Below are 18,750 nucleotides of genomic sequence, written 5' to 3'. Positions count from 1 at the left end.
AAGAGTGAGATTAGGTGTATTAGATGTAGGTAGTAATACCGTCCACTTGGTGATGGTGGACGCCCGCCGGGGCGGACATCCGACTCCGATGAGCGATTCCAAGTCGACGATGAAGCTGGTCGAGTACCTGGATAAGGACAATAACCTGTCCAAGAAGGGCATTGACAAGCTGACGGGCTACGTCGCTGAATCCAAGGAATTGGTTGAGCAGATGAAGTGCGAAGAGATGATTAGCTTCGCCACTTCAGCTGTTCGCGATGCCACGAATGCGGACGAGGTTCTCGCCCACGTTGAGAAAGAAACTGGCATTAAGCTACAGATTCTCTCCGGTGAAGATGAGGCTCGTCTGACCTTTTTGGCAGTACGGCGCTGGTACGGCTGGTCTGCTGGTCGTCTAATCAACCTGGATATCGGTGGCGGTTCTCTTGAGCTGACGTCGGGTACCGATGAAGATCCGGAGGCCGCGTACTCGCTGCTGCTCGGTGCGGGACGGTTGACCCACGAGTGGTTCGAGACCGATCCGCCGGAGCGCAAGAAGATTGACCTGCTGCGCGATTACATTGATGCTGAGCTCGCTGAGCCAGCTCGTCATCTGCGTACGCTTGGTGAGCCGGACTTGGCTGTCGCCACCTCGAAGACTTTCCGCACTCTCGCTCGCCTGACCGGTGCGGCGCCTTCCGCTGCTGGTCCCCGGGTTAAGCGCACTCTGACTGCCGCTGGTTTGCGCCAGTTGATTGCGTTTATTTCCCGCATGACGGCGGCTGACCGTGCTGAACTTGAGGGTGTTAGTGCGAATCGTTCTCACCAAATTGTCGCAGGTGCTCTCGTTGCAGAGGCTAGTATGCGAGCATTGGGATTAGAGAAGGTCGAGATTTGTCCTTGGGCGCTGCGTGAGGGCATTATCTTCCGACGACTGGACAGTGACCTATACGGAAAGGGTTGAGATGAGCGAGGAAAAGCTCACCGTTGCCGAACTGCTGGCGCGGCGGCAGAAGGAGGGAGCCCCCTCTGAACCACCGCGGCGCCGCCGTCGACGCAGCCTTGAAGAAGGCGGTGTGTCTGTTCAGGAGCTCACCGGCTCAATCCCTCGTGTAAAGGCCGACGAACCGCGACGTGGTGCTCACGCTCTTTCCAACGCAGACGACGATCAGACGACTACGAGTGATTTGCTTGCCGACGAAGCTGCGGCCAATGCCGCAGAAGAAGCGCAGGCAGCCGAACCGGAGGCAGAAGCTCCGGAGCACTCGGAGGCTGTCGCTGATTCAGTGGTAGTTGCTGAAGGGGCGGATTCTTCGGAGCATGAGGTTCAAGCTGAGGTCGAGGCTGAAGCTGCTGCTCAGGAAGAAGAGGAGTCGGAAGTAGCTGAGGCTGATGCCGAAGTAGCTGACGCCGAGGTCGCTGAGGCCGAAGCTGACGAGGTTGCCGAAGTTGCTGAAGAACCGGCTGCTCCAGTAGCACCGGCAGCTTCGCAGCAGGAGCAAGCCGCGCAGAGCACACCAACTGCGCAGCCAGCAGCCCCTGCGGTGCCATTGGCAATTCCGATGGAACCCCGTCCGGTCATGGTCAACTCCGAGCGTTCGGAGATTACCTACACCTTCACCGAACTGCGTGACATGGCAGACGAGTCGCAGCAGATTGGGGAGCCGGGGCCAGTCGCTCGTGCAGTACTCACCGGTTCCAACGCTTACGACGACCGTCCGACCGCCTCCATTCCGGTTGTCCAGGACAATGTCGACGAAGCGTCTGAGGCATCCGCTGAAATGGATGACGTCGACGGTGAACAGCTTGCTGAGGCTGAAGCTGCTCAGGAAACCGCTACCTTCGAGGCTGCCGACGCTGACGCCGATACCGGTGCCGCTTCCAAGGCGGCAGTGGCAGCCGCTGTCGCTCCTGAAGTTGCACAGGCAGAAGGCGCACAGGCCGATATCGAGCAGGCCGAGGACGCCCCCGCTGAGGCTGCACAGGTCGAGACCACACCGACCCAGGCCGCAGCTGACGAGAAGCAGGCGGAGCCCCGGGACGTCGTTAAGCGTGAAGAATCCAAGAGCTCCAAGGGCAAGGCCGTCGCGCGCGATGGCTACGCCGAGGACAATTCCCTCTCGGTGCCGTTGCTGCTAATCCAGGTCTTCGTGGGTCTGATTGCTGGTGCATTGGTGTTCCTGGGCTTCACCATGGCCTGGTCGTCGCTGCCAAAGATTGTGGTTGTCATCATGGCTCTCGTGGTCGCTGGTGGCTTCGCGGGAATGGCGAACTACCTGCGCCGTGAGAAGGACAAACTGACACCGATTCTCGCAGGACTTGTCGGTTTGGCGCTGACATTTGGCCCCTGGATTCTCTTCCAGTTGTAGTGGGGTCAACAGAATAATCATCACCTGATGCAGGGGTCGGAAGCGTAGTTTTCCGGTCCCTGCATTCGCATGTGTGGGCCAGTTTTGGCACACTTAGCGTCCATGACAAGAATTGCTGTAATTGGTGGCGGAAAGATTGGTAGCGCACTCGTCGGTGGTCTCATCGACGGTGGTGTCTCGCCCTCCTCGATTTATGTGGTGGGGCGCACCAAGGAGAGCCTGGCCGGTCTGAAGGAGACCTACGGCATTGTCGATGCCGACGACCCAGTAGGGGCCGTCGACGGTGCCGACGTGGTGTTCTTGTGCGTAAAACCGTACTTGATTATCGACATGCTCGAGCAGATTGCCGACGTGCTCGATGACTCTGAGGTCGACACCATCGTGGTGTCGATGGCGGCTGGCATCACGCTGGACAAGATGGAAAGCGTCTGTGCTGTCGGTACTCCGGTGATCCGCGTCATGCCGAATACCCCGATGCTGGTGGGCAAGGGTGTCTGTGCAGTCGCGCCGGGCCGCTTTGTCACGGTGAGCCAGACCGACGAGGTTGTCGAACTGTTGGAGAAGGTCGGCAGCGTTGAGGTTGTCGATGAGTCGCTGATGTCTGCAGTCACTGCGGTCTCGGGCTCTGGTCCGGCTTACTTCTTCCAGTTTGTCGAGGCGATGACCGACGCGGGTGTGAACCTGGGTCTCAAGCGTGATCAGGCTAAGCGTCTGGCGTCGGCTACGGCTGCTGGTGCGGCCGAGATGATGATGCAGGAAGGCGCGGACCCGACTGCGTTGCGTGCCGATGTCACTTCGCCGGGCGGTACAACCGCTGCGGCCACCCGAGTTTTCGAGGAAGAGGGCATTCGTCGTGCGGTGCATCGTGCGCTGCAGGCTTGCTATGACAAGGCCAACGAGATGGGTAAATAAGTATTTCGCCGCGTGGAAGCGGGTGTACAAGTAACCCCAATATTTGGGGCATTGGAAATGGTCAGCGGCAGTAGCTAATCCGATACGCAGGGACGATGGGTTAGTCACAACTGTCACACCATTCGCCAATGCCCCTATTTTTTATCAAAAATCGCACCGGCACCTTGCCTACCGGTAGGATATGAAAAGCACGTGCGTGTCACGATTTTCTGCAGGAGGGGAAGCCTGCAGCGCGTCGCGTGCGCTGAAGGGAATATTTACTAATGCAGAATGCAGATAAAGGCACCTTTCTGACCGTTGCGGAAGTTGCTGACATCATGCGCGTATCTAAGATGACCGTCTACCGCCTGGTTCACGCTGGCGAGCTGCCGGCAGTGCGCGTTGGCCGTTCTTTCCGCGTCCATGAGTCCGCAGTCAAGGAATACCTGGACTCCTCCTTCTACAACGCGGGTTAATTTTTCTGCCTTTAAGCGGGGCTGTTTGACCTGAACGCATATGTCCCCGCTATGATTAATCCGATTAGTACATGGTGCTGTGCTGCGCCCCTGTTTCCTATCGTCTTCAAGTCATGAAGTATCTAGCTGTGAAGGCGGAAGGAAAAAGGGCGTGACATCTCGGCGGTTGTAAGGCCGCATTGAGTACGCCGCCATTGTGCAAGAAAAGAAATTTCCGTCAACGAATAGCGAGGTCGAGCCGATGGGTTCCGTCATTAAGAAGCGTCGCAAGCGCATGTCGAAGAAGAAGCACCGCAAGATGCTTCGCCGTACCCGCGTGCAGCGTCGTAAGCTCGGCAAGTAAGCCAGCATTCCTGCCGTTATCGCAGGAGCGCGCGTGCTGCGTCGCGTACACGTTTTAAAAGCAGAACCCGCCCGGTCTCGTTGAGATAGGGCGGGTTTTGTCGTTGGGGGGGGCTAATCACGGGCTGCCGATTACGGGCTGCAAATGTGAAACTGTAGGAGTTTATGACACTTTCAGGCCATTTTTCGAGCCATTTTTGTCATAAACGCAGTCACTAACTCTCGAGTGCGCCTAGCAGCGCTTAGCTTTCCTTGTTCGCGTCCCACAGTCGCTTGCCGACGAGTACCGCGCACCCGACAGCTCCTGCCAGCAGTGCTCCGATCGAGAGCCACCGCATCGTGGCGAAGGTTGCGGAGCGGAAGTGGCGATAGTCGTAGATAGTCCACCCCATCTTCTGGGCGTAATTCCGCAACTTGCGGTCCGGGTTGATGGCCACGGCGGTGCCCACCATGGACAGCATGGGGATATCGTTGGCGGAATCTGAGTATGCCGTGCAGCGAGACATGTCCAACCCGGAGGAGGCCGCCAGAGCTGCCACCGCGTGCTTCTTGCCCGGGCCGTGGAGAATATCGCCTACCAGGCGGCCAGTGAACTTGCCATCTTTGACCTCGGCGACCGTGCCAAGGGCGCCGGTCAGTCCGATGTGCTTAGCGATAACCTGGGCCAGCTGCACCGGGGTAGCGGTGACCAGCCAGACCTCTTGGCCAGCCTGGATATGTAATTCCGCAAGATCGCGGGTGCCCTGGTAAACGCGGTCGCTGATCTTTTCTTCAAAGATTTCTTCGCCGAGCTTGACCATTTCATCCACATCGTGGCCGGCGAAAAACTCCAATGCCTGTTCGCGGGCCTTAGCTACGTCGGCGGCGTTTTCCGCGCCTGAGATTCGGAATTTCAGCTGCTTCCAGATCATGCCGGCCAAATCGCGCTTCTTGATGAAGCCGCGCTCGACCAAACCCATGGCAAAGAGGAAGATTGATGCGCCCTGGACAAGCGTGTTGTCCACATCGAAGAAAGCGGCTGCGCCCTGATCGCGTTCGACACCTGGAATGGGCTGCGAGAGCACACGTGCACCGCCAGCGGCATCTTCGGCACCAGCTACACTGCGAAATCCCGTAGCCAGTTCTTCGCCGCCGACGTCGTAGACCTCGCCGAGAGCTTCCAGTGCATTGGCAGCCGCTGCAGCACCAGCTTCCTCCTGTGCTTCGTCATTGAGCGGAGCGAGAACTACCTGCTCGAGGAAGTTGCGGACGTTACCCTGCGAGGACGCAAGGTCACCCAGCATGTCGATGGGGAAGGGGGAGCGGTTGTCGGCACTGAACTCACTCACGGCACGAAAATCTCTTTCCACGGTGTATGCAACCGACATCCGTTATCGGAAGCTCTTGTTGAATAGTATCCGCTCTTTAGGCAAAGCTGCGCGCTGAGATTCAAGGAGCGGATGGGGCAAGGATAAGAAGAGTCACTTTTGCAGGGGAAGTGTGGGGAGGGGGACGTCGTAAAGCGAAACAGTCGACCTTTAGACTGGCCGTTATGGTGACTGTGACGGTGATGAGTAGGAAGACCTGCGGTTCGTGCGACCGAGTGATTGCGCAGATTGAGCCGCTAGTTCGGGACCAAAATGCGCAGTTCCAGGTGGAAGACGTCGATACCGATCCGAACTTGGCCATGGAATTTGGCGATCGCGTGCCGGTGATTTTGGTCAATGATGAGGAAATCGCTTGCTGGGAAATCGATGATGATGAACTCCTGGAAGCGATAGCGGAGGCCGAATAAGTTCGGGAGACAACTCTGCCGAACTGCTAGGAGCTGCGGAGACATGGCAGAATGTGGAGTAGCGGCAAAGAAGTAGGGGAGTGCTGCGAACATCGAGGTAGAGACTAAGTAAAGTATGCCTTTGTTGTGACGAGATGGCAGAGTTGTCTAGCGTTAACAGTCATAGCTGTGTGAAAAAGCCCGTAGCGGGGCCTGTGAAGGAGCAATAGAGCGGTGATTGAGCGGTGAGTGTGCTTCTCGTCGGAATGTCGTACCGGTCTGCACCGGTGACCCTTCTTGAAAAGGTCTCCGTCGGTGAAACTGAGCGAGAGGCCATTTTGGCTCGGCTGGTCGCGGATGAAGCGATCAGCGAAGCGATGCTGTTGTCGACCTGTAACCGCGTTGAGTACTACGTGGTGGCCAACGGCTTCCACTCTGGGCTATCGGCCGTGGTCCGTGAAATTGTCGGTCGTACTGGGCTCGAACTCGATGAACTGACACCGCACCTCTATGTGCGGTACGCACAGGCCGCAGCGGAGCATGCTTTCTCGGTGTGTGCTGGTCTTGACTCGATGGTGCTGGGGGAACAGCAGATTATCGGTCAGCTTCGCAATGCTTACCAGGAAGCGGACGAAGCCGGCACCGTCGGTCGCATGCTGCATGACTTGGCGCAGAAGGCGCTGCACACAGGCAAGCGAGTCCACAGCGAAACACTGATCGATAATGCGGGCGCATCGATGGTCTCCGTGGCCATCGACGAGGCGATTGCTGCGCTGCATCCTGGGTTCAACTCTGGTGTTGACGTCGCTGAGGGTACCGATATTCTGGCCGGACGTTCGGCCCTTATCCTCGGCGCCGGTGCGATGAGTTCGCTGGCCGCCAGTTACCTGGGGCGCTGCGGCATTGATCGTCTGATTATTGCCAACCGCACCGTTGACCGGGCGCAGAACCTGGCTAACCACTCGATCGAAGCGGGCATCCCCGCTACTGCTATTGCGTTGCATGATTTCGCTGATGTCCTCGATGATGTGGACATTCTCGTCAGTGCCACCGGAGCCATGGCACCAGTGGTCTCAGCTGCTGATGTCATCGACCACGGCCCGCTCGCCATCGTCGACCTGTCTATGCCTCGCGACGTTGCGGAGGATGTCTCCGGGCTTGAGGGGATTGCACTATTCAACATCGAATTGCTGCAGATGACTCGCACGGAGGTCCCGGGCCGTGATGATGAGGCTGCAGCGCGCGACATTGTGGCCGAAGAGTTGGAGTCCTACCTCACGGCGCAGCGTGCAAGCGAGGTAGCACCGACTGTTCGCGCTCTGCGTGAGCGTGCGGCAGATGTGGCGGCGGCTGAGCTCGCTCGCCTGGAGGCGAAGACACCAGGTCTTACGCAAAAGGAACGTCGCGAAGTCGAGTCCACGGTTCGCCGCGTCGTCGATAAGCTCTTGCATGTGCCAACGGTGCAGGTCAAGAAGCTTTCTAGTCAGCAGGGTGGTGGCAACTACGCGCTTGCGCTGCAGAAGCTCTTCGACCTGCCCCTATCTACCCCCTCTGGCCTGTATGCTGACACCGATATCCCCGCAGATCTCATGGTAGAGGGCCGAATTGGGCGGATGCAGGGATTTGAGCAGTATGGTCTTGACAGTAGTGCCATCATTGAAGGCGTTGCTGAAACCACCAAAAATTAACACCCGGAGGGAAACATGCCTGACCCAGCGACTATTCGTATCGGTACCAGGGGCTCGGAACTGGCCACGACACAGGCCGGCCACGTCCGTGATGCACTGATTGAGCTGGGGCAGCCTGCAGAGCTGGTGATTGTAAAGACCGCCGGTGACCATAACCGCCACGACCCGGTGGAAAAGATTGGTATCGGTGTCTTTACCCAGGCGCTGCGTCATGCTCTCCGCGAGGGGGTGTGCGACATTATCGTGCACTCGTTTAAAGATTTGCCGACGTTGCCGGAAGACGACATGATGGTCGCAGCCGTGCCGGAGCGCGTCGATCCGCGAGAGGCGCTGATTTCCCGCGATGCCACGCCGCTGATGGACCTGCCTGAGGGTGCTCGAGTGGGTACCTCCGCGCCGCGTCGTGTCTCTCAGCTGCGTGCGCTGCGCTCCGACCTGGAACTTGTACCACTGCGTGGAAACATCGAAACCCGCATGGGGCGCGTCTCTGAGGACCTGGACGCTGTCATTCTGGCTCGCGCCGGACTGGAGCGTACGGGGCGCCTCGGAGAGATTGCGGAATCCCTGGACATGGACGTCCTCATGCCGGCCCCGGCCCAGGGCGCCCTGGCGCTGGAGTGCCGCACTGCTGACCGCGAAATTGTGGATATTCTGCGGAAGATTGACCACCCGGTGTCCCATGCCCGCGCTGTCGCTGAGCGCGCTGTACTCAATGAGCTGGAAGCAGGCTGCACCGCCCCGGTTGCGGCCTACGCAACCGTGAGCGATAGCGGTGAACTCACCCTGCGGGCGGGGGTGTTCGCAGTCGACGGATCGCGCCAGTTGCTCGAGACCGCTACCGCAACCGTGGATAAGGCCGATGAGCTTGGCCGGAAGGTTGCGGCGGCCCTGCTTGAACGGGGTGCTCATGAGGTAATGGGCGATACCCTGCGGGAATCTCAAAAGTAGCCGGTTAGTTAATTTGGCTCAAACCCTTTATGCTAATAGGCCTGTATGCATGCCGTTGGGATAAGGGTTTCCTTCGTGTGCTCGCATGTGAGATTCAGGTGTCTACCTGCCCCTCACATGCGTTGGCGCATGTCCGCTTTCTTCCTTAGAGACTCATCGGCACGAAAAGTGAACAACCAATAGAAAAGAAATCACTCCGCAACGATGAACACCTCCCTCCCCTCAGCAACGGGACGCATCCTGTTCGTCGGCGCTGGTCCTGGAAATCCCGACCTGCTGACGCTTCGCGCCCGTGAGATTCTCGCAGACACCGCTATCGCCTACGTCGACGCCGATGTCATGCCGGGGGTTCGAGAGCTCGTCGCAACCGATGTGCCTGTTCCTCCCGAGCTGCTGAAGGAAGCCGAGGAAGAGTACGAGCGCATGTGCGCCGCCGCCAAGGCCAAGGGATCTCGTCGTAAGCCGCCGCGCCCGGCACCGCCGACCGCTGCAGATTTGCGCGAGCCTATCGACGATCCCAAGAAGATGGCCGCCCTGCTCGTCGAAGAAGCAGCCAAAGGCAATGATGTAGTGCGTTTGGTGGCCGGAAATCCGCTGACCAACGATTCGCTGCTGGCCGAAATCAACGAGGTCTCGCACGCCGAGGTTGAGTTCCAGATCGTCCCTGGTATGTCCGTGCCCTCCACCGTCCCGGCATTTGCCGGTATCGCGTTGGGCTCGACGTACACGGAGACCGATCTCGGTCGCGCCGATGTGGACTGGGACGAGCTGGCACAGGCACCGCAGCCGCTGGTGCTGCAGGCTGTGCAGGATGACCTGTCCGCTATTGCCTCCGAACTCGGTGAACGCGGTCTGCCGTCGTCGTTGCCAGTGTCGGTGACTGTCAACGGTACGACTCGGCTGCAGCGCACCTACGATGTCACGCTGGGCACCTTGGCACAGCTCTCGGGAGACCTGACCGGTCCGCTGGTGGTCACACTTGGCAAGGGCGTGGACAATCGCTCGAAGTACTCGTGGTGGGAAAACCGGGCCCTCTACGGATGGAAGGTGCTGGTCCCACGCGCCAAGGCGCAGGCAGGGCCGATGAGTGCTCGTCTCGTTGGGCACGGCGCCATCCCGATTGAGGTCCCGACCATCTCAATCGAGCCACCACGTAGCCCAGCGCAGATGGAACGCGCCATCAAGGGGCTTGTCGACGGCCGTTACCAGTGGGTTGTTTTCACTTCCGTCAACGCCGTCACCGCAGTGTGGGAGAAGTTCCAGGAATTCGGCTTGGACGCGCGCTCCTTCGCCGGGGTCCGCATCGCAGCAGTCGGCCATCGCACCGCTGCTGCCATCCGTGATCTCGGCATTACCCCGGAGCTGCTTCCGGACGACACTCGTCAGAACGCCGCGGGCATTGTCGACGTGTTCCCGGAGTACATCGAGGATCTCGATCCGGTCAACCGCGTGCTGCTGCCGCGCGCCGATATCGGCACCGATGTGCTTGTCGACGGTCTGATTGACCTGGGCTGGGAAGTTGATGATGTGGTCGCTTACCGTACCGTGCGGGCAGCGCCACCGAGTGCGGATATCCGCGACATGATTAAGTCCGGTGGCTTCGACGCAGTGTGCTTTACCTCGGGGTCGACGGTGAAGAACCTGGTCGGCATCGCGGGTAAGCCGCATGCTCGCACCATCATTGCCTGCATCGGGCCGATGGCCGCAGCCACGGCTCGCGAGTACGGCCTGCGGGTAGATGTCGTGCCGGAGCGCGCAAGCATCCCGGAGCTGGTGGATGCGCTGGCAGAGCATGTTGCGCAACTGCGGGCGGCAGGGCAGCTGCCACCACCGCGCAAGAAGCGTCGTCGTTCGCGTAAAACCAAGGACTGAGCAGGGGCGTACCGGAGCGAGTTCGCGTTTTGATTAAGGTTGTCTTTATGACTACATCTGGAGCTTCTGAATCATCCCGCGAAATCGATCTCGAACAGTTTGGATTTCCTCTCCCGATTCGTCGCCCACGCAGGCTGCGCACCAACCCGGTGATGCGTGCGATGACGGCGGAGACGACACTGACTCCGAAAAATCTCATCCTGCCCATGTTTGTTGCAGATGGTATTGATGAGCCGAAGCCCATCAGCTCCCTGCCCGGGGTAGTGCAGCATACCGAGGACTCCCTGGTAGAAGCTGTGCGCGAGGCTGTTGAGGCAGGTATCTCGGCAGTTGACCTCTTCGGTGTCCCGCTGGATGCGGACAAGGACGGCGAGGGCTCTGAGTCCTGGAATCCGGAGGGCGTACTCAACCGTGCCCTGCGTCGTCTCCGCGACGAGTTCGGGAATGACATTTTGATCATGGCCGACACCTGCCTGGATGAGTTCACTGACCACGGCCACTGTGGTGTGCTGGGCACGGATCGCTTCGGCAACACGGTCGTTGAGAATGACCGCACGCTGATTAACTACATCAAGATGGCCGTTGCGCAGGCCGACGCCGGTGCCCATATCGTGTCCCCTTCGGGCATGATGGACGGCCAGATTGCCGCAATTCGCGAGGGCCTGGATGCCGCTGGCCATGAGGATGTCTCCATCATGGCGTACTCGGCAAAGTACGCCTCCGCCTTCTACGGTCCATTCCGTGAAGCTGTGGGCAGCTCGCTACAGGGTGATCGCCGTACCTACCAGCAGGATCCTGCAAACCGTCGTGAGTCCCTGCTTGAAGTGCAGCTCGACGTTGACGAAGGTGCGGACATGGTGATGGTCAAGCCGGCCATGAGCTACCTGGATATTCTGCGCGAGGTCGCGGATATGTCGCCGGTGCCGGTTGCCGCCTACCAGGTCTCTGGTGAGTACGCGATGATTCACGCCGCTGCCGCCAACGGGTGGATTGACCTGGATGCTGCGATGATGGAAGCAGTGCTGAGCATTCGCCGTGCCGGTGCGGAGCAGATTTTGACGTACGCAGCGGTGGACTTGGCGAAGAAGCTGCGCGCCCAGTTCTAATTCGCTCGGGTGAACGTGCAGTAATAAATATCGAGAAGTGGACGGATGACTAAAGAAGAGAAGAAGCCCGCAATTCCCGAGCAGGTCGAGGGAGCTAGGCAGGCGTGGCGGGTTACGGCCGTGTTGCAGCTGCTCGTCGCTGCGGTAGCTACGGTGACCTACTGGCTGCATCCGGAAATGCTGATGAGCCCCTCAACCGCTAAGGAGAATTTCCCGGGTTTCAGCGAGGGCCAGATTGATGCTGCCATGAAGGCGACTATCGTTATCGCGTTCTTTTTCGCAGTGGGGCTTTGCATCGCGTTCTTCGCCATTATCGAGCGAATGCGCAAGGGGAGCGAAGGTGCTCGCACCGTGCTGGTTATCGGCTCGCTTTACCTGGCACTGTCGGCGCTGATGTCCTTCTTCTCTTCTACGGCTTCAGAATCGGGAGTGCCGGCATCCCTCGTTCTTATCAGCGGAATTGTGCGAATCGCCTCGGCCACTGCCGCGGTAGCGGGTCTAGTGCTCGCCGCTTCGAAGGAATCCAAGGACTACTTCGATCATCAGCGCCCGTCGAAACCGTGGACCCCGTCCGCTCCGGAATCGCATCTGCCGAGAGCGTCGAAGCATGGCGCTGATCCAAAGCGGCAACAGCAGCTGGGCCAGTCACAGCCCAAGCAATCCAAGCAGCCTGAGGAGTCCAAGCGATGATGTCCCTGCCGAGTCGGCCCTGGCAGTGGGTGCTCTTCGTCGCGCTCATCGCCCAGATTGTCCTGAGCTTGATACTGGTCACCGGCGACTATTCGCAGGCTCCCGCCGCCGTTGGCCGCGATATCTACATCGTCGCCGGTGTGACGCTGGTCTGCTCGCTTATTGGTAGCGGCTGCTTGCCGACGGCCACTGAGTTCAAACTCTCCCGGAACTGCCTGCTCATCATGGTGATTATCACGGCTCTCGCCATGTTCTTTGCCATTATGGCTGGAGCGCTGACTGTATGGGTTATCGCGCCCAGCCTGGCGATGGCGTGTGGACTACTGTTGCTCTATCGTGAATTAGCGCTCACGCGCGCCAACCAGCCACAGGATTAGACGGAAAGTTTCAAAGGCCATGAGTGACACCGGTGAGTTTGATTTCTCTCTGGACAATCGCGTTGAACAAGCGATTGTGGATGCCAAGGTCGCTGCTCGTAAGGCATTGCCACGAAGCCGTCAGGACATCGACGAAGAAAGTGCCCATCAGCGGCTTGCACACCGCAGAGGCCAGTCCAACACAGCTTTCGCACTCATCCTGGAAAACTTGGAAAACGCCGAGAGCGCTGAGCGTGCTGAGCATGTTTTGGAATCCTTTCCAGATGTGACCGCCTCTGTGGTCTACAAGCCCGGACGCGCGTGGATTACCGCGCCCGATACCATCGATCCGAATCAGTTCATCGAAGCTCTCCGCGAAATTGGGGTCGAGTCGTACCTCACGCGCAGCACGCTTCGGCGTCGTGCAACTCGGCTGGATGTGTCACAACATCGCCGTCCCGCTGTTCCGGCTGCCGCTCAACAGAATGAGGAGGAGCGCATTCGCCGTCGTGAAGCGGCCTTGCGCCGAAGCGGCGGTGGCGCGGAAGTACTGTTCACGGCGCGTGAACTGGTGACCAAGCAACGCTTTTGGGGAAGCCTGTTCCTATCGATTCCGGTGCTGGTGACGTCGTTGAACGTCAACTGGCAGTTCCCGGGTTGGCAGTGGATGTGTCTTGTGCTGACCACGATTGTGGTGTGGTGGGGTGGTTGGCCGTTCCACCGGGCAATGGCGGCGTCCCTGCGTCGGCGGATGTCGGCGCTGGATGGGGCGAGCTCCATTGCCATCCTGCTGGCGTGGCTGTGGTCGCTAGCGCAGCTTATCTTTGGTCCCGCGGGACAGATTGGATATACCACTGCGCCCACTTGGTTTGCTTTCAACTACCGGGAAAGCGCCTCGGCAGAGGTGTTTTTCGACGTTGCGTGCGGCCTGACTGTGCTGTTGCTAACAGGTCGCATGTTTACGCGCTACAACAAGGTGCGTACTGGACAAATCTTGCGCAACCTGCGCATTCCAGCTGAGCGAAACGTGACAGTCGTGCGCAAGAGCGCTAAATCCGCGGAGCCGAAACGGGTGGAGGTGACGGTCGCGGAGCTCAATATCGGTGATGACATCGTGGTTCCACCGCACTCGGTGATTCCGGTTGATGGCTCAGTCATCGGTGGTGCGTCCACGATGGATGCGCAGCTACTCGGTATCGGCGTTGAACCGCAGAAGGTCAAGGTCAATTCCAAGGTTTGGGCCGGTGCAATCAACCTGGATTCGGAGCTCAAGGTGCGCGTGGAACGCACCGGTTTCAAGACCCGGGCGTCATCGATAGCGCGCTGGCTTCGTCAAGCGGTTCGAGAAGAAACGGTGATGCACCAGACCGCAGTGCACTCGGCATCAGAGCTGGTGCCATGGACGCTGTCGTTGGCGGGCGTGGCTTTTTGCGGCTGGTGGCTGGCGACTGGCACGATGAGCGGTGCCCTCGCGGTGGCGCTGGCTATGCTCTCGGGCATCGCGCCGGTGGCATTGGCAATGTCTACGTCGACCGTGCAGCGCATCGGGATTCTGGCCGGTGCTAGTAACGGAATCTTGATTCGTGGCAATGAGACTTTCCGAAAGCTGGCCGCTGCCGATGTGGTGATTTTTAACCGAGTTGGAACGCTGACCGAGGGTGACACCCACGTGCTCGGTGTCGCCGCTGAGCGCAATGAAAATCCGGATCTGGTTCTGCGTGTGGCGGGCGCTCTCATGATGGAGAGCAACCACCCGGCATCAGCGGCAATCGTGCGCGCGTGCCGTGTATCCCGCGACGCCGGTTCCGGCGGTGGCGAGGTGCCGCACTGGATTGAGACTGTACACGTCGCAATTGCGGAAGACGGTGCGTTCGTTGGCCAGGTAGAGATCCCGGTGAAGGACTCGGACGACAAGTTGGAGATGCGCTTTGTTGAGGGGCGTGTTTGGCGTCCGCGTGATCTCACTGCACTCAGCGAGAAAATGGCCGTGGCTGCGCTCAGTGGCGGTACTCCGATGGTGGTGTCGTGGCGTGGCAAGGTCCGTGGTGTCATCACCATTGGTGAGGACATTAAGCCCGATGCGGTCGAGAGCATTGACCAGCTTGAGGATATGGGCGTGGACACCATGATGATCACGCGAGATCCGTATCCAGTAGCCCGTCGTTTTGCTGACCGGCTGAATATCTCACGAGTATTCGCGGGCATCATTGCCTCCCGCAAGGCCATTGCGGTGCGTTCGGTCCACAGTGACGGCGAGACTGTCGTGATGGTTGGCGACAAGGACATCCGGGACTCTCTGCGTGCCGCTGACGTGGGTGTTTTGATGGACAACACCGAAGGCAATCAGAATCTTGATGTTGATTACGCCGATGTCGTGGCACTGCGTAACAACGTGTTGTCGATTCCGGAGGCCATTGAAATCGCGCGTGCTGTGGTGCGGATGATGGACTCCAACATCTACTTTGCGTGGTTCTACAACGTTGCGGTCATCCTGCTGGGTATGACCGGTATGATTCACCCGCTGCTGGCATCGCTTTTGATGATTTTCTCCAGCTTGTGGATCGACTGGCGATCCCGTCGAGTGTCCTCTCGCCGCAAGCATCTATTCAGGGTGAAGCTGGGACGTTGGTAGGGCAGGGTAGCCCTTAATCCGAGTGGCCGTCTACGATGGTCACCGTGACTCAAGACATTAATGCTCCTCATGTCCCAGAAAACGTTGAGCTCACCGATCGTTCGGCAGAGTTCTTTACGCAGGCTCAGGCAGTGACGCCGGGTGGCGTGAACTCGCCGGTCCGCGCCTTCGGTTCCGTCGGTGGCACCCCACGTTTCATTGACCACGCCGCGGGCTCTCGTCTCGTGGATGTTGATGGCAACGAATATGTGGACTTGGTCTGCTCGTGGGGTCCAATGATTCTGGGCCACGCGCACCCGGCAGTGGTGGAGGCCGTTCAGAGCGCCGCCACTCGCGGTTTGTCTTTCGGCGCTCCGACGACGGCTGAGACCGACCTGGCTCGTCACATCGTTGAGCGCACGTCGGTAGATGAGGTGCGTCTGGTCAACTCCGGCACTGAGGCCACCATGTCCGCAGTACGCCTGGCTCGCGGTTTCACTGGCCGTTCCAAGATCATCAAGTTCGCCGGCTGCTACCACGGTCACGTCGACGCGCTGCTGGCATCGGCCGGTTCCGGTGTCGCTACTTTTGGTCTGCCGGATTCGCCGGGTGTCACCGGTGCATCGGCTGCCGACACCATTGTTGTTCCTTATAACGACATTGAGGCCGTCAAGGCCGCATTCGCTGAGAACCCGGGCGAGATTGCCTGTGTCATCACTGAGGCGGCAGCGGGCAACATGGGTACCGTCGCACCGCAGGACAACTTCAACGCGAAGTTGAAGGAAGTCTGCCACGCAGACGGCGCACTGCTGATTCTCGATGAGGTCATGACTGGCTTCCGCGCTTCCTACAACGGCTGGTACGGCATTGATGGTGTGGCCGGTGACCTGACCACCTTCGGCAAGGTCGTCTCCGGTGGTCTGCCGGCAGCTGCCTTCGGTGGTCGCCGCGACGTCATGGAGTACTTGGCTCCGAACGGTCCGGTGTACCAGGCAGGCACACTCTCCGGTAACCCGGTCGCTATGGCAGCTGGCCTGGCCAACCTGGAAAATGCCACGAAGGATGTCTATGACACCGTCGCAGCCAACGCAGATCGCCTGGCCACGATTCTGTCCGACGCCCTGACCAAGCAGGGCGTGGCCCACCACATTCAGCGTGCGGGCACGATGCTCTCGCCACGCTTCGCCGAGGGCGAGGGGCACAACTTTGAGCAGATGCAGGCAGCGGATACTTTCCGCTACCCGGCTTTCTTCCACGCCCTACTGGCCAATGGTGTCTACCCGCCGGCTTCTTGCTACGAGACCTGGTTCGTCTCCGCTGCGCTGACCGACGCCGACTTCGAGATTATCGAGCGTGCAGCAGCCCGCGCGGCCGAGGCGGCGGCAACCGCCAAGCCGGAGTAGGTGACACGTGCCGAACAAGACCAATTCGCAGGCAGCACAGCAGGAATCGCAGCCGACACAGCCGGAAAACCAGGCGTCTAAGCGTGCAACAAAGCACGCCAAGACCACGGTCGTACATCTCGTCCGCCACGGCGAGGTTTATAACCCGGATAAGATTCTCTACGGTCGCCTGCCCGGCTGGCACTTGTCTGAGCGCGGTCAGCGTCAGGCAGCGGCCACGGCCTCGTCCTTCGAAGGCCACGACATCCGCTACTTCGCCTGTTCCCCGCTACAGCGCACGCAGGAAACCTCACGGCCCTTCACCGAGATAATCGGCATGAAGCCGACCCTGGATGAAGATTTGCTGGAGGCTGGCAACTCCTTTGAGGGTTTGCACATCAAGGGCATTGACTCCGCACTGTGGAATCCGAAGTACTGGCCACGGCTGCGTCGTCCGAGCGTGCCCAGTTGGGGCGAGCCCTACGAGGAGATCGCGGACCGTATGTTCCACGCCATCGAGCGAGCCCGCGAGGCCGCCGAAGGAGCGGAAGCGGTGCTGGTGACGCACCAGCTGTGCATCATTGCAGCTCAGCGTCGTGCGCGGTACTTGAAGCTCGCCCACAACCCGGCAACTAGGCAGTGCGATCTGGCCAGCGTGACCTCCTTGGTCTTCGTCGGCGACACCATTGTCGACGTGCGCTACAGTGAACCGGCCGGTCACCTGTAAGGTGAATAAATAGTTTTGTTGAAGTTTCACTGACCCCCGGAAGGTGGCACCCCAAGTGGCCAAGGTCTCATCGTCCCGAATTGCAGCAACGCTAGCGGCAGCAACTCTGTCTCTGTCGCTCGCAGCATGTAACCCCGGAGATTCAGTGGGACACGATGCCGTTGCCGTCGGCGGTCAGTTCGAGTTTGTTTCTCCAGGGGGTCAGCAGATCATTGACTACGCACCCGAGGAGCGCAAACCGGTCGGCAAGGTGTTCGGTCCTTCTCTAGAGGACGACGACAAGAAAATCTCCCTCGATGACTTCAAGGACCAGATTGTGGTCCTAAACGCCTGGGGGCAGTGGTGCGCACCGTGCCGATCCGAATCGGATGACCTGCAGTATGTCCAGGAACAGATGGAAGAGCAAGGTATCGGCACCGTTCTCGGCATCAACGTCCGCGACAATGTCCGCCAGGCTCCCATCGACTTTGTGAAGGACAACGGCATCACCTACCCGTCCATCTATGACCCGGCCTTCGTCAACGCCAGCGCACTCGGCGGCATCCCGGCTTCGGTGATTCCGACAACCATCATTCTGGACAAGCAGCACCGCCCGGCCAAGGTCTTCCTCCGCGAGGTCGATCACACCATGCTGATGAAGGCTGTTAATGAAGTGAAGGCGGAGGGCTAGGCCCCGGCATGTCAACTCTTGCCATGGACACGATCTTTTCTGCCGATGGCATCGGCCAACAGTTCGCCGACGCCGCCACCGGCGGTCCCATCCTATTAGGCCTGCTCGCTGCTGCGCTGGCTGGTCTCGTCTCGTTTGCCAGCCCGTGCGTCATTCCGCTCGTGCCCGGTTACGTCTCGTATCTCACCGGTATTTCCGGAGCATCGGGGGCGCAGGGCCAGGGCTTGACGACGGGCACTGCGGACGCAACCTCCGTCGATAAGCATGACGGCGATGGAGGGCGTGGCAAGCGTTCCGCAACTGCCCGCGTCGGCCTGGCTGCGTTGCTGTTCGTGCTGGGCTTCACTGTCATTTTCGTGCTGGGGTCGGCCTCAATTTTCGGGCTCGTGTCCACGCTGCGTCTGCAGGCGCGCACGCTGACGATTGTCGGTGGCGTGGTGACCATCGTGATGGGACTCGCCTTCATGGGCATGGTGCCGGCGCTGCAGAAGGACACCCGCATGGCGCCGAAGCGCTGGACCACGTGGCTGGGAGCGCCACTGCTTGGCGCGGTGTTCGCGCTGGGGTGGACGCCGTGTCTGGGCCCGACGCTGACTGCAATTATTTCGGTGTCCGCGGGCACGCAGGGTATGACCGCGGCCAGGGGAGTGGCGCTGATTATCGCTTACTGCCTGGGGCTGGGGCTGCCGTTCATTTTGGTGGCGCTGGGGTCGGCACGCGCGATGCGTGGAGTGGACTTCCTGCGTAAGCACTCGCGAACTATTCAGCTCATCGGTGGTGTGGCGCTGGTGCTGGTCGGAATTGCCCTGGTCACGGGACTGTGGGATGTTTTTGTTGCCTGGGTTCAGGCCGCTTTTATTACTGATACGGTAACGCCAATTTAGTGAAAG

The 18,750-nt window shown here is 59.6% G+C and carries 18 protein-coding genes; 17 read left to right on the top strand and 1 reads right to left on the bottom strand.

Annotation, left to right across the window (positions count from 1 at the left end; all coding sequences use genetic code 11):
- Nucleotides 1-4: 4 nt before the first annotated feature.
- From HMPREF2849_RS01440 to HMPREF2849_RS10905, 5 genes are all read left to right on the top strand, one after another.
- Nucleotides 5-943 (top strand): Ppx/GppA family phosphatase, encoded by a 939-nt coding sequence (locus HMPREF2849_RS01440; RefSeq protein WP_161798518.1) that lies wholly within the window; start codon nucleotides 5-7, stop codon nucleotides 941-943.
- 1 nt (nucleotide 944) lies between these two features.
- On the top strand, nucleotides 945-2,348 hold the full coding sequence (locus HMPREF2849_RS01435; protein ID WP_070862501.1) for a hypothetical protein: 1,404 nt from the start codon (nucleotides 945-947) through the stop codon (nucleotides 2,346-2,348).
- Between the two features lie 102 nt (nucleotides 2,349-2,450).
- Nucleotides 2,451-3,260 (top strand): pyrroline-5-carboxylate reductase, encoded by an 810-nt coding sequence (gene proC, locus HMPREF2849_RS01430; RefSeq protein WP_070595090.1) that lies wholly within the window; start codon nucleotides 2,451-2,453, stop codon nucleotides 3,258-3,260.
- Between the two features lie 263 nt (nucleotides 3,261-3,523).
- The gene (locus HMPREF2849_RS01425) at nucleotides 3,524-3,715 is read left to right on the top strand and encodes a helix-turn-helix domain-containing protein (protein WP_005509751.1); all 192 of its coding nucleotides are present in this window, start codon (nucleotides 3,524-3,526) and stop codon (nucleotides 3,713-3,715) included.
- A 241-nt stretch (nucleotides 3,716-3,956) separates the two neighbouring features.
- The gene (locus tag HMPREF2849_RS10905; RefSeq protein WP_003855542.1) at nucleotides 3,957-4,058 is read left to right on the top strand and encodes a 30S ribosomal protein bS22; all 102 of its coding nucleotides are present in this window, start codon (nucleotides 3,957-3,959) and stop codon (nucleotides 4,056-4,058) included.
- Nucleotides 4,059-4,299: 241 nt separating this feature from the next.
- On the opposite strand, the gene HMPREF2849_RS01420 is transcribed toward HMPREF2849_RS10905, so the two are convergent.
- A complete protein-coding gene (locus tag HMPREF2849_RS01420; RefSeq protein ID WP_070566384.1) occupies nucleotides 4,300-5,424 on the bottom strand; it encodes an HAD family hydrolase in 1,125 nt (374 codons plus the stop codon).
- A gap of 164 nt (nucleotides 5,425-5,588) precedes the next feature.
- On the opposite strand from HMPREF2849_RS01420, the gene HMPREF2849_RS01415 reads away from it, so the two are divergent.
- The 12 genes from HMPREF2849_RS01415 to HMPREF2849_RS01360 all read left to right on the top strand — a co-directional run bounded on the left by HMPREF2849_RS01415 (nucleotide 5,589) and on the right by HMPREF2849_RS01360 (nucleotide 18,744).
- Nucleotides 5,589-5,831: a glutaredoxin family protein gene (locus HMPREF2849_RS01415; RefSeq protein WP_070566382.1), complete on the top strand. Its 243-nt coding sequence runs from the start codon at nucleotides 5,589-5,591 to the stop codon at nucleotides 5,829-5,831.
- Between the two features lie 224 nt (nucleotides 5,832-6,055).
- A complete protein-coding gene (locus HMPREF2849_RS01410) occupies nucleotides 6,056-7,498 on the top strand; it encodes a glutamyl-tRNA reductase (RefSeq protein ID WP_083307895.1) in 1,443 nt (480 codons plus the stop codon).
- Between the two features lie 15 nt (nucleotides 7,499-7,513).
- A complete protein-coding gene (hemC, locus tag HMPREF2849_RS01405; RefSeq protein WP_070566381.1) occupies nucleotides 7,514-8,446 on the top strand; it encodes a hydroxymethylbilane synthase in 933 nt (310 codons plus the stop codon).
- 204 nt (nucleotides 8,447-8,650) lie between these two features.
- Complete coding sequence (locus tag HMPREF2849_RS01400; protein ID WP_070862500.1) at nucleotides 8,651-10,318, top strand: bifunctional uroporphyrinogen-III C-methyltransferase/uroporphyrinogen-III synthase; 1,668 nt, start codon at nucleotides 8,651-8,653, stop codon at nucleotides 10,316-10,318.
- 47 nt (nucleotides 10,319-10,365) lie between these two features.
- Complete coding sequence (hemB, locus tag HMPREF2849_RS01395) at nucleotides 10,366-11,424, top strand: porphobilinogen synthase (RefSeq protein ID WP_016421989.1); 1,059 nt, start codon at nucleotides 10,366-10,368, stop codon at nucleotides 11,422-11,424.
- Between the two features lie 45 nt (nucleotides 11,425-11,469).
- Nucleotides 11,470-12,114 carry a hypothetical protein gene (locus HMPREF2849_RS01390; RefSeq protein WP_016421990.1) on the top strand — a complete coding sequence of 215 codons (645 nt, stop codon included), beginning with the start codon at nucleotides 11,470-11,472 and terminating at the stop codon, nucleotides 12,112-12,114.
- Nucleotides 12,111-12,491, top strand: coding sequence for a hypothetical protein (locus tag HMPREF2849_RS01385; protein ID WP_016421991.1), 381 nt, complete (start codon nucleotides 12,111-12,113; stop codon nucleotides 12,489-12,491). The genes HMPREF2849_RS01390 and HMPREF2849_RS01385 overlap by 4 nt, the downstream gene beginning before the upstream one ends.
- Before the next feature lie 19 nt (nucleotides 12,492-12,510).
- Nucleotides 12,511-15,102 (top strand): heavy metal translocating P-type ATPase, encoded by a 2,592-nt coding sequence (locus HMPREF2849_RS01380; protein ID WP_016421992.1) that lies wholly within the window; start codon nucleotides 12,511-12,513, stop codon nucleotides 15,100-15,102.
- A 35-nt stretch (nucleotides 15,103-15,137) separates the two neighbouring features.
- On the top strand, nucleotides 15,138-16,484 hold the full coding sequence (hemL, locus tag HMPREF2849_RS01375) for a glutamate-1-semialdehyde 2,1-aminomutase (RefSeq protein ID WP_049190552.1): 1,347 nt from the start codon (nucleotides 15,138-15,140) through the stop codon (nucleotides 16,482-16,484).
- Between the two features lie 7 nt (nucleotides 16,485-16,491).
- A complete protein-coding gene (locus HMPREF2849_RS01370) occupies nucleotides 16,492-17,190 on the top strand; it encodes a histidine phosphatase family protein (protein WP_076772585.1) in 699 nt (232 codons plus the stop codon).
- Nucleotides 17,191-17,245: 55 nt separating this feature from the next.
- On the top strand, nucleotides 17,246-17,860 hold the full coding sequence (locus HMPREF2849_RS01365) for a TlpA disulfide reductase family protein (protein WP_016421995.1): 615 nt from the start codon (nucleotides 17,246-17,248) through the stop codon (nucleotides 17,858-17,860).
- 23 nt (nucleotides 17,861-17,883) lie between these two features.
- Nucleotides 17,884-18,744, top strand: a complete 861-nt coding sequence (locus tag HMPREF2849_RS01360; protein WP_070862499.1) for a cytochrome c biogenesis CcdA family protein — start codon at nucleotides 17,884-17,886, stop codon at nucleotides 18,742-18,744.
- Nucleotides 18,745-18,750: the final 6 nt, after the last annotated feature.

Source organism: Corynebacterium sp. HMSC073B01 (genome assembly GCF_001838255.1).
Taxonomy (GTDB): Bacteria; Actinomycetota; Actinomycetes; order Mycobacteriales; family Mycobacteriaceae; genus Corynebacterium; species Corynebacterium jeikeium_D.
This window is presented reverse-complemented; position numbering and strand designations above follow the sequence as displayed.

Bases quoted from the DNA above. Each gene is read 5' to 3' on its own strand.
- HMPREF2849_RS01380 (WP_016421992.1), top strand. From the start codon at position 12,511: ATGAGTGACACCGGTGAGTTTGATTTCTCTCTGGACAATCGCGTTGAA.
- hemC (WP_070566381.1), top strand. From the start codon at position 7,514: ATGCCTGACCCAGCGACTATTCGTATCGGTACCAGGGGCTCGGAACTG.
- hemB (WP_016421989.1), top strand. From the start codon at position 10,366: ATGACTACATCTGGAGCTTCTGAATCATCCCGCGAAATCGATCTCGAA.
- HMPREF2849_RS01360 (WP_070862499.1), top strand. From the start codon at position 17,884: ATGGACACGATCTTTTCTGCCGATGGCATCGGCCAACAGTTCGCCGAC.
- HMPREF2849_RS01415 (WP_070566382.1), top strand. From the start codon at position 5,589: ATGGTGACTGTGACGGTGATGAGTAGGAAGACCTGCGGTTCGTGCGAC.
- HMPREF2849_RS10905 (WP_003855542.1), top strand. From the start codon at position 3,957: ATGGGTTCCGTCATTAAGAAGCGTCGCAAGCGCATGTCGAAGAAGAAG.
- hemL (WP_049190552.1), top strand. From the start codon at position 15,138: ATGGTCACCGTGACTCAAGACATTAATGCTCCTCATGTCCCAGAAAAC.
- proC (WP_070595090.1), top strand. From the start codon at position 2,451: ATGACAAGAATTGCTGTAATTGGTGGCGGAAAGATTGGTAGCGCACTC.
- HMPREF2849_RS01390 (WP_016421990.1), top strand. From the start codon at position 11,470: ATGACTAAAGAAGAGAAGAAGCCCGCAATTCCCGAGCAGGTCGAGGGA.
- HMPREF2849_RS01435 (WP_070862501.1), top strand. From the start codon at position 945: ATGAGCGAGGAAAAGCTCACCGTTGCCGAACTGCTGGCGCGGCGGCAG.
- HMPREF2849_RS01400 (WP_070862500.1), top strand. From the start codon at position 8,651: ATGAACACCTCCCTCCCCTCAGCAACGGGACGCATCCTGTTCGTCGGC.
- HMPREF2849_RS01385 (WP_016421991.1), top strand. From the start codon at position 12,111: ATGATGTCCCTGCCGAGTCGGCCCTGGCAGTGGGTGCTCTTCGTCGCG.
- HMPREF2849_RS01425 (WP_005509751.1), top strand. From the start codon at position 3,524: ATGCAGAATGCAGATAAAGGCACCTTTCTGACCGTTGCGGAAGTTGCT.
- HMPREF2849_RS01420 (WP_070566384.1), bottom strand. From the start codon at position 5,424: ATGTCGGTTGCATACACCGTGGAAAGAGATTTTCGTGCCGTGAGTGAG.